The sequence below is a fragment of the Oleiphilus sp. HI0123 genome, assembly GCF_001635315.1.
Map to the genome: position 1 here is coordinate 1 of NZ_LWGE01000578.1, position 277 is coordinate 277.

The following is a 277-nucleotide window of genomic DNA, read 5'->3' on the forward strand; positions in this document are numbered from 1 at the left end:
ATCGGCCCCGAAGGTGGCTTTACTGAGTATGAAGTAAACAAGCTCAAAGAAGCCGGTTTTGAAGGAGTTCATTTAGGCGAAAGAATTCTACGCGTAGAGACTGCCGTACCCGTATTGATCTCGCGTCTATTTGGGTCAACATTCTAGGGTAATTTTGTCCGCTAGTCGGACGTTCAAGTAGACTTAATTGATAAGGATGAAACAGCCAGATTGATTATCGAGTGAATGATTGAAAGTGAGCATTAGCGTTCTTTATCGGGAGCCAAGTAAACCGCTA

The 277-nt window shown here is 43.7% G+C and carries 1 protein-coding gene; it reads left to right on the forward strand.

The genetic code is table 11. The features are described from left to right. On the forward strand, positions 1-147 hold a 147-nt coding region (locus A3761_RS05285; protein WP_156490532.1), incomplete at its 5' end, for an RsmE family RNA methyltransferase. Between the last annotated feature and the right edge of the window lie 130 nt (positions 148-277).